Annotated in this window: 7 protein-coding genes; 3 read left to right on the top strand and 4 right to left on the bottom strand. The window is 73.9% G+C overall.

From position 1 onward, the window contains the following. Positions 1 to 117 precede the first annotated feature (117 nt). Positions 118 to 1,497, bottom strand: a complete 1,380-nt coding sequence (locus AC07A6_RS41000; RefSeq protein ID WP_478780498.1) for an MFS transporter — start codon at positions 1,495 to 1,497, stop codon at positions 118 to 120. 360 nt (positions 1,498 to 1,857) lie between these two features. Here AC07A6_RS41000 and AC07A6_RS40995 point away from each other — a divergent pair, with 360 nt between their 5' ends. Next, the gene (locus tag AC07A6_RS40995) at positions 1,858 to 2,790 is read left to right on the top strand and encodes a DUF3027 domain-containing protein (RefSeq protein WP_362473474.1); all 933 of its coding nucleotides are present in this window, start codon (positions 1,858 to 1,860) and stop codon (positions 2,788 to 2,790) included. Between the two features lie 50 nt (positions 2,791 to 2,840). Here the strand turns inward: AC07A6_RS40995 and AC07A6_RS40990 are convergent, their stop codons facing one another. The 3 genes from AC07A6_RS40990 to AC07A6_RS40980 all read right to left on the bottom strand — a co-directional run bounded on the left by AC07A6_RS40990 (position 2,841) and on the right by AC07A6_RS40980 (position 6,494). Continuing rightward, entirely contained in the window at positions 2,841 to 3,779 is a 939-nt protein-coding gene (locus AC07A6_RS40990) for an RNA polymerase sigma-70 factor (protein ID WP_478780499.1), read from the bottom strand. A 31-nt stretch (positions 3,780 to 3,810) separates the two neighbouring features. Then, positions 3,811 to 5,001: an NAD(P)/FAD-dependent oxidoreductase gene (locus tag AC07A6_RS40985; RefSeq protein ID WP_386274911.1), complete on the bottom strand. Its 1,191-nt coding sequence runs from the start codon at positions 4,999 to 5,001 to the stop codon at positions 3,811 to 3,813. 458 nt (positions 5,002 to 5,459) lie between these two features. Continuing rightward, positions 5,460 to 6,494, bottom strand: a complete 1,035-nt coding sequence (locus AC07A6_RS40980; protein WP_478780497.1) for a WD40 repeat domain-containing protein — start codon at positions 6,492 to 6,494, stop codon at positions 5,460 to 5,462. 76 nt (positions 6,495 to 6,570) lie between these two features. Here AC07A6_RS40980 and AC07A6_RS40975 point away from each other — a divergent pair, with 76 nt between their 5' ends. After that, positions 6,571 to 7,278 carry a GDSL-type esterase/lipase family protein gene (locus AC07A6_RS40975; protein WP_478780496.1) on the top strand — a complete coding sequence of 236 codons (708 nt, stop codon included), beginning with the start codon at positions 6,571 to 6,573 and terminating at the stop codon, positions 7,276 to 7,278. Between the two features lie 58 nt (positions 7,279 to 7,336). Beyond that, positions 7,337 to 8,326 carry an aldo/keto reductase gene (locus AC07A6_RS40970; RefSeq protein ID WP_478780495.1) on the top strand — a complete coding sequence of 330 codons (990 nt, stop codon included), beginning with the start codon at positions 7,337 to 7,339 and terminating at the stop codon, positions 8,324 to 8,326. Positions 8,327 to 8,538 lie beyond the last annotated feature (212 nt).

Below are 8,538 nucleotides of genomic sequence, written 5' to 3'. Positions count from 1 at the left end.
TGGATTTCGCGCAGCGAAATTCCAGCCCGCGCGGCGTTTGAGCGCAACGGGGTCAGGGGCAGCGCCCCTGGGAACGGTGGAAGGGCGGGGAGGGGACCCAGCCCCGCAGGGGCCCCGTTACGCCACCCGGGGCCGGGTGGAGCCCGGGTGGTGGTGGGGGGACGTGAGGAGGCCTCGGAGGGCCATCGCGGTGCCGGCGGCCACCACCGCGGCGGCCACCGACATGCCCAGGACGCCGTTCAGCGGGAGGGCGATGCCGATCGCGCCGCCCAGGACCCAGGCCACCTGGAGCAGGGTCTCCGAACGGGCGAAGGCCGAGGTGCGGACGGCCTCCGGGACGTCGCGCTGGATCATCGCGTCGAGCGAGAGCTTCGCCAGGGCCTGGCAGAAGCCGGCCGTGCCGGCCAGGACGGCCATGAGCAGGCCGCTGAAGAGGACGGCCGAGAGGATCGCCACGCCCAGGGTGGCGGAGAGGACCGCCGCGACGATCGCCTCCGGGGCGCGGGCCCGGAGCCAGGCGCCGACCGCGGTCCCGGCGGCGTTGCCGATGCCCGCCGCGACGCCGACGATGCCCAGCGACACGGCCGCGCTCTGCCCGCCGAGCGGGTGCTCGCGCAGCAGGAACGCCAGGAAGAAGATCAGGAACCCGGACAGGCCGCGCATCGCCGCGTTCGCCAGCAGCCCGCACAGGACGGGGCGGCTGACCGTGCGCAGCCCGGGGCGCTTGGAGTGGGCCTCGTGGGTGGAGAGCCGGGCGCGGCGCTCGCCCTTGGCGTCGTCGACCTTGTGCGGCAGCTGGAACGCCGCGAAGGTGCCCCACACGAAGATCGCGCAGGCCCCGTACAGCGGCCAGGGCGGTCCGATCGTGTGCAGTCCGGCGGCCACGGGTGCGGCCGCGCCCGTGGCGAGCAGGCCCGCGAGCGTGACCCGGGAGTTCGCCTTGACGAGTGAGAACTTCGGCGGGAGGAGCCGCGGGACGACGGCGCTGCGTACGACCCCGTAGGCCTTCGAGGCGACCAGGACGCCCAGGGCCGCCGGGTACAGCTCCAGGCCGCCCGTGGCGACGGCGCCGGACATCATCAGCGCCAGCAGGGCCCGCGTCAGCATGGCGCCCGCCATCGCCGCCCGCCGGCCGTGCGGGAGCCGGTCCAGCAGGGGGCCGATCACGGGGGCCAGCAGGGTGAAGGGCGCCATGGTGATCGCGAGGTAGAGGGCCACCCGTCCGCGTGCCTCGTCGGTGGGGACCGAGAAGAACACCGTCGAGGCGAGCGCGACGGTGATCATGACGTCTCCGGCGCCGTTGATCGCGTGCAGTTCGATCAGACGGCCCAGCCCCGACTCGCCGGCTCCGTGGGCGTGCGTGGCGCGCCGGATCCCGCGCGCCGGACCGGTGATGGGGAGGTGCAGGGCACGCCCGACCGCCCGGCCGGCCCGCCTGGCCGGTCCCGAGCCGTCTGCGGACGACCGTGCGGGAGCCACGTGGCCATAGTGCCCCACGCGGCCGTCCGGGACCCTTCCCGGCGCGTCCGGGGCGTGCTCCGGGGAGGCCGTCGCAGGGTTTCGCGCGGCTTCCGCGCACGCGTGTTGTCCGCGAATCGGACCTCGCATGTGGGCCGAAGGCTTGGAAGGAGGTAGCGTGCGTAGCGCGCCACCGGCGGTTGCACTTGGCCGCGCGCCTCTTCGTGATCCCGCAGAATGGATCACAGTGGGGTGCGCCCGAGGCCGATCGGGGCGCGGACGTCGACGCGGCCCTCTGGTCCGCTCCGCCCGCGCTACGTACGGACGAGACCGACGGGTCGTTGTGAACGACAGTACGGACGGCGCACTCGTGAGACGGCGTAGGAGAGAACGAGACCTGTGAGTGCTGCGACGACGCGAAGCCGTACCCCGCGTACCCCGCGTACGCCCGCCCCGGACCGCCTCTGCGCCGAGGCGGTGGAGTTCGCCCGCGCGGCGGCCGAGGAGGCCGCCCACCCCGGTGTGGTGGGCGAGCACGTGTCCGCCGTAGCGGAGGGCGACCGGGTCGTCACCCACTTCTTCGAGTGCAAGGAGCCGGGCTACCGCGGCTGGCGCTGGGCCGTCACCGTGACCCGCGCCTCCCGCGCGAAGAACGTCACCCTCGACGAAACCGTGCTCCTTCCCGGCGACGACGCGCTCCTCGCCCCCGAATGGGTGCCGTGGAGCGACCGGCTGCGCCCGGGCGACATGGGCCCCGGCGACCTGCTGCCGACGGACGCCGACGACCTGCGGCTGGAGCCGGGCTGGTCCGGGGAGGACGCGCCGCCGCCGAACTCGGTCGTCTCCACCGAGATGGCCGAGCTGGTCGAGGCCGAGGACGCCGACGTCACGGACCGGGTGGTCGTCCCGGCGCGCGGTTCGATCACCGCGGTGGCGGAGGAGCTCGGCATGCGCCGCGCCCGCGTCCTGTCGCGGTACGGGCTGCACACGGCGGCCGACCGCTGGGACGAGTCCTTCGGGGCGAAGACGCCGATGGCGCAGGCCGCGCCCGCGTCGTGCGTCTCGTGCGGCTTCCTCGTGGCGATCGGGGGCTCGCTGGGGCAGGCCTTCGGGATCTGCGCGAACGAGTTCGGTCCGGCGGACGGCCGGCTCGTCTCCCTGTCGTACGGCTGCGGCGGCCACTCGGAGGCCGCCGTCATGCCGAAGCCGCCGCGGCCCGCGCCGCCGGTGCTGGACTCGATGGCGACGGACGAGTTCCCGCTGCGCCCGGCGCCCGACACCGGCTCGGTGCCTTCGGCGGACCTTCCGTCCGCCGATCTCGGGCACTCGTAGTCACCGGGTGGTGAGGGGCGGGTCGCCGGGGTCCGGCGCCCGCCCTCGGTTCACTTCAGGGTGATCGGGGCCTCGGCCGCGATGGCGCCCAGCTTCTCCGGGTTGCGGACGAAGTAGATGCCGGCGATGCGGCCGTCCTCGACGTGGAAGGCCATGACGCCGTCGAGTTCGCCGTCGAGGTGGGCGAGGAGCGCCGGACTGCCGTTGACCACGGTGGGGGTGATGGCGAACCGGTCCGCCTTCTTGCCGACGCCGCCGATGATGAAGCGGCCCACCTTGTCGGCGCCCGTGACGGGGCGCAGCGCGGCCTGCTTGATGCCGCCGCCGTCGCCGACGAGGACGACGTCGGGGGCGAGTACGTCCAGGAGGCCCCGGAGGTCCCCGTTGTCGAGCGCCCGCTGGAAGGACTCCATGACGGCCCGGGTCTGGCTCGCGGAGACGGTCTGGCGGGGGCGGCGGGCGTCGACGTGGCGCCGGGCGCGGTGTGCGATCTGGCGTACGGCGGCGGGGGTCTTGTCGACGGCGGCGGCTATCTCGTCGTAGCCGACGTCGAAGGCCTCGCGCAGGACGAACACGGCGCGTTCGGTCGGGGAGAGCGTCTCCAGTACGAGCATCATCGCCATGGAAACGCTCTCCGCGAGCTCCACGTCCTGAGCCACGTCGGGTGCGGTGAGCAGCGGTTCGGGCAGCCACTCGCCGACGTAGGACTCCTTGCGGCGGCTCATCGACCGCAGCCGGTTGAGGGACTGGCGGGTCGTGATGCGGACCAGGTAGGCGCGCCGGTCCTCTACCTGGCCGAGGTCGACCTTCACCCAGCGCAGCCAGGTCTCCTGGAGGACGTCCTCGGCGTCGGAGGCCGAGCCGAGCATCTCGTAGGCGACGGTGAAGAGCAGGTTGCGGTGGGCGACGAAGGCTTCGGTCGCCGCGTCGTCGGTGCGGTCGTCCGTGCTGTCGTCCGCGCGGTCGCCGTCGTGCACGTGGTCGGTCATCCGGTCGGTCATCTGGTCGGTCCCCCGGGTGTCAGGCGGCCGTGGTCTGTCCCCGCACGGCCTGGAGCTTCTTCTGGCGGGTGGCGGCGCCCGAGCCGCGGTGCAGACGGTAGCCGCCCGGCTTGCGGGCCTCGTCGGCGAGGTGCTTGACGACGACCGTGCAGACGGTCTCCTTGAGCTTGGCGCCGGGCTTTCCGTCGACGTGGAACCAGATCGCGGTGTCGGCCTTGGCGAACTGGAAGATGCCGTCGTGGCGGCCGAGGCTGATGCACTGGGCGCCGAAGGGCTGGTTGAGGGTTTCGGGGTTCTCGTCGGCGAGGCGGCTCAGGACGGTGTCGGCGGCGCGGGCGCCCATGGGCATCGCGGCCTGGCAGCTCATCCGCAGCGGCAGGCCCGAGGGGGCGGCCGAGTCGCCGGCGGCGACGATGCGGTCGTCGTCGACGCTGGTCAGGGTCTCGTCGGTGAGGATCCGGCCGGCCGTGTCGGTGGCCAGGCCGCTGCGGGCGGCGAGGTCGGGGACGGCGAAGCCGGCGGTCCAGACGGTGACCCCGCTGGCCAGTTCACGGCCGTCGGCCAGGCGGACGGCGGTGGCGGTGACGTGGGTGACGGTGCTGTCGGGGCCGTCGACGACGGTGACGCCGAGGCGGGCCAGGCGGCGGGCGACCGAGCGGCGGCCGCGGGTGTGGAGGTAGGGGCCGAGGGTGCCGCCGCAGACCAGGGTGACCGGCCGGCCGGCGCCGGCGAGTTCGGCGGCGGTCTCGATGCCGGTGGGTCCGGCGCCGACCACCGTCACCGGGGCCTCGGCGGGGGCGGCGTCCAGGACCGGGCGCAGCCGCTGCGCGTCTTCGAGGGTGGCGATGGGGTGGGCGTGTTCGGCGGCTCCGGGGACGCGGAGTTCGGCGCCGGTGCTGCCGACGGCGTAAACGAGGTAGTCGTAGGCGAGGCGGTCGCCGGTGGCGAGTTCGAGGGTGCGGGCGGGGGCGTCGATGCGGTCCACGGTGTCGACGACCAGGCGTACGCCCTCGGCGAGGACGTCCTTGTACTCGACGACGGCCGCGTCGTTGCCGGCCGCGAGCTGGTGCAGGCGGATGCGGTGCACGAACGACGGGCGCGGGTTGACCAGGGTGACCGTCACGTCGCCGCGCAGGGTGAGCCGGTTGGCGGCCATCACGCCCGCGTAACCGCCGCCGATCACGACCACGTTGGTGTTGTTCTCGCTCATCGTGTCCTCCTCCGTTGGGGTTCGGACACAAGACACCGGGTGCCGGGAACGTGTGACAGGTTGTGACCCGGATCACTTCCGGCGGTGCGGAACGGGCCCCTGTCGTCACCCCCGTGAACGACGGGGGCCCCTCGCCGACAGCGAGCTTAGGCGGACGTCGTTCGAGGTCATGTGCACTGCGCGCACGGATCGTTGACGTTGCGCGCAGGAGGTTTGCGGGGCCGCTCCGCGGAGACCGCCTAGGCCGTCTCTTTCGGATCTTGCCGGTTAAGCCCGCGTCTCCCCCAGCTACCGCTGGGAGGGGCCCCCAGGTGCCGTGCATCGGCGCGTTGGCGGGGCGCCCTTGTACTGGACGTACTCGGGTGCTCCGCCAACGCGGCGAGGTGCGGTGCCGGGCGGCGCGGGTCTGGGGGCACCTCCCAGCGGTAGCTGGGGGAGCAAGATCCGGAAGAGACCGCCTAGGCCTTGCGGCGGCGGAAGAGGCGCCTGCCCGCCAGGACCAGGGCGGTGCCCGCCGCGAGGACCAGCGCCCCCTTGGTGAAGCTGCCGGACTCCTGCCCGGCCGGCGCGCCCTGCGCCCCCGCGGAGCCCGTCGGGCCGGCGCCCGGCCGCTGCGGGGCGGGGGTGCGGGCCGGGTCGGACGCGGCCGCCGCCGGGGCCGCCGGTACGGCCACCACCCTGCTGTTCGCGCCCTCCGCCCCGAACATCAGCGTCCTGCCGTCCGGCGTGTACGTCACCGACTCCGCCTGCCCCTGCCACGGCGCGTCCACCCGCTCGCCCGCGCCCTGCGGGCGGCCGTCCTTCCACGCGTACGTACGGGCCGTGAGGTAGCCGCGCAGCGTCAGCCGCGTCCCGTCCGGGGAGAACGCCCCGTCCGTCACCCACGGGACCTCCGCGACCCGCCGGAAGACGTTGCGCCCGTCCGCCGACAGCCGTTCGGGGCCCTCGTACAGGCCGCCGCCCTGCTCGTTCTTGCTCGCGATGTACACCCGGCCCGTCACCGGATGCACCATCAGCGCCTCGGCGTTGCGCGGCCCGTCGGCGTACGTGACCGTGAACTGCTCGGCCGCGACGGTCCGGTCGCCGAGCTCCTTCGGCTCCTGGAAGCGGTAGATCCACACGTGTTCCCACGTGCCGTCCTTGTTGTCGCCGATGTCCCCGACGTACAGCTGCCCGTCCGGTCCGAGCGAGATCGCCTCCACGTCGCGCGGGGTCCCGGTCCCGGTGAGCGTCAGCCGCGCCACCGTCTTCCCCGTCGCCGAGTCCACCGCGTACACGTACGGGCCGTCGTCGCTGTCGTTGTGCGTCCAGTACACGCCCGGGTGGATCCGGCTGGCCGCGAGCCCGCTCGACTCCCTGATCCGCGGATCGGTGATGGTGAACCCGGACGCGGTACCCGACGCGGCGGGAGTCTCCGCCGCGAGGGCGGCCCCCGGCAGCAGGGCGAGCACGAGGGCGGCGGGGACGGCGGTCGACCGGGGCAGCAGGCGCATCCCACAAGCCTGCCACCAGGCCCGGCGTGTCCGGCATCACAGGGGCTCGCGGCGCGTGATCCGCGATGATGACCGGATGCGTTTCATGTTCGTCGGCGACTCCATGACCATCGGACGCGCCGGCGACTACACCTGGCGCTACCGGATGTGGCAGCACCTCGGCGCCACCCTGGGCGACGGCTCGTTCGAGATCGTCGGCCCGCGCACCGCGCTGTACGACGACACCGGCGCCGACGGCCCAGCGGGCCCCGCCGGCGAGGACTACGCGGCCCCGGACTTCCCCGGGCACGCCCGCCGGCACCTCGCGGGCTGGGGCGAGGGCTGGCAGCACATGGCCCCCCTCATCGGGCCCGCCGCCGCCGGCCACCGGGCCGACGTGCTGCTCGTCTCCCTCGGCCTGATCGACCTCGGCTTCTACACCAACGCCGAGCAGACCGCCGGCAACGTCCGCGCCTTCGTCGCCGCCGCCCGCGAGGCCCGCCCGGCGATCCGGATGGTCTTCCTCCCGGTGATCCCCAACGTCCGCGCCGAGGACGAACCCCCCTTCGCGGCCGAGGTCGCCCGGTTCAACGAACTCCTCGCCAAGGCGGTCGCCGACCTGACCACCGACGCCTCGCCGATCCTGCTTGCCGCCCGCCCGGACGCGTACGACATCCACCGCGACACCTACGACGGCACGCACCCCAACGCCTCCGGCGAGCACCGCCTCGCGGGCGAGTTCGCGGCCGTCCTGCACCAGGCCTGGGGCATCGGCGGCCCCTACCGTCCCGCGCGGGACCGGTAAACCCCGTCCCGCGAAAGGGGCTTGCCTGGAGCGCACTCCAAGCAGTTGGCTTGGGTCCATGAAGTACACGCAGCTCGGACGCACCGGTCTCAAAGTCAGCCGCCTCGTACTCGGCACGATGAACTTCGGCCCCCAGACGGGCGAGCCGGAAAGCCACGCGATCATGGACTCGGCCCTCGACGCGGGGATCAACTTCTTCGACACGGCGAACGTGTACGGGTGGGGTGAGAACAAGGGCCGCACCGAGGAGATCATCGGCACCTGGTTCGCCCAGGGCGGCGGCCGCCGCGAGAAGACCGTCCTCGCCACCAAGGTCTACGGCTCCATGTCCCGCGAGGGCGACACCTGGCCGAACGAGGACCGGCTGTCGGCGCTGAACATCCGCCGGGCCGTCGAGGCCAGCCTCAAGCGGCTCCGGACCGACCACATCGACGTCTACCAGTTCCACCACATCGACCGCCTGACCCCCTTCGAGGAGATCTGGCAGGCCGTCGACGTGCTCATCCAGCAGGGGAAGATCCTCTACGCGGGCTCCTCCAACTTCCCCGGCTACAAGATCGCCCAGGCCAACGAGACGGCCGCCCGGCGCGGCATGGTCGGCCTCGTCAGCGAGCAGTGCCTCTACAACCTCTCCGAGCGGCGCGCCGAGATGGAGGTCATCCCGGCCGCCCAGGAGTACGGCCTCGGGGTCATCCCGTGGTCGCCGCTGCACGGCGGCGTGCTCGGCGGGGTCATCAAGAAGGAGGTCGAGGGCGGCCGCCGCGCTTCCGGGCGGGCGGCGGACGCGCTGGCCAACAGCACGACCCGGGCGCAGATCCAGGCGTACGAGGACCTGCTGGAGAAGCACGGCCTGGAACCCGGCGAGGCCGCCCTGGCCTGGCTGCTGACCCGCCCCGGCATCACCGGCCCCATCGTCGGCCCGCGCACCGCCGAGCAGCTGGAGAGCGCCCTGCGCGCGGTGGAACTGGAGCTGAGCGAAGAGGTACTGGCCGGCCTCGACGAGATCTTCCCCGGGCCGGGACCGTCGCCGGAGGCCTTCGCCTGGTAGGAGGGAGCCCGGCGGGGGTGGATGCCGGGGGTCCGGGGGTTGTCCCCCGGGCGGGCACAGTCCGGGCCCGGGGCCGTCGCCGGAGGCCTTCGCCTGGTAGGCGCCCCAGCACACCGCCCCGGGGGGGGTGTTGGGGGGGGGGGGGGGGGGGGGGGGGGGGGGGGGGGGGGGGGGGGGGGGGGGGGGGGGGGGGGGGGGGGGGGGGGAGGGGG

This window comes from Streptomyces sp. NPDC044002 (genome assembly GCF_056434525.1).
Note: the sequence above shows the minus strand (reverse complement) of the source record. Positions and strands in the feature narration are given on the sequence as shown.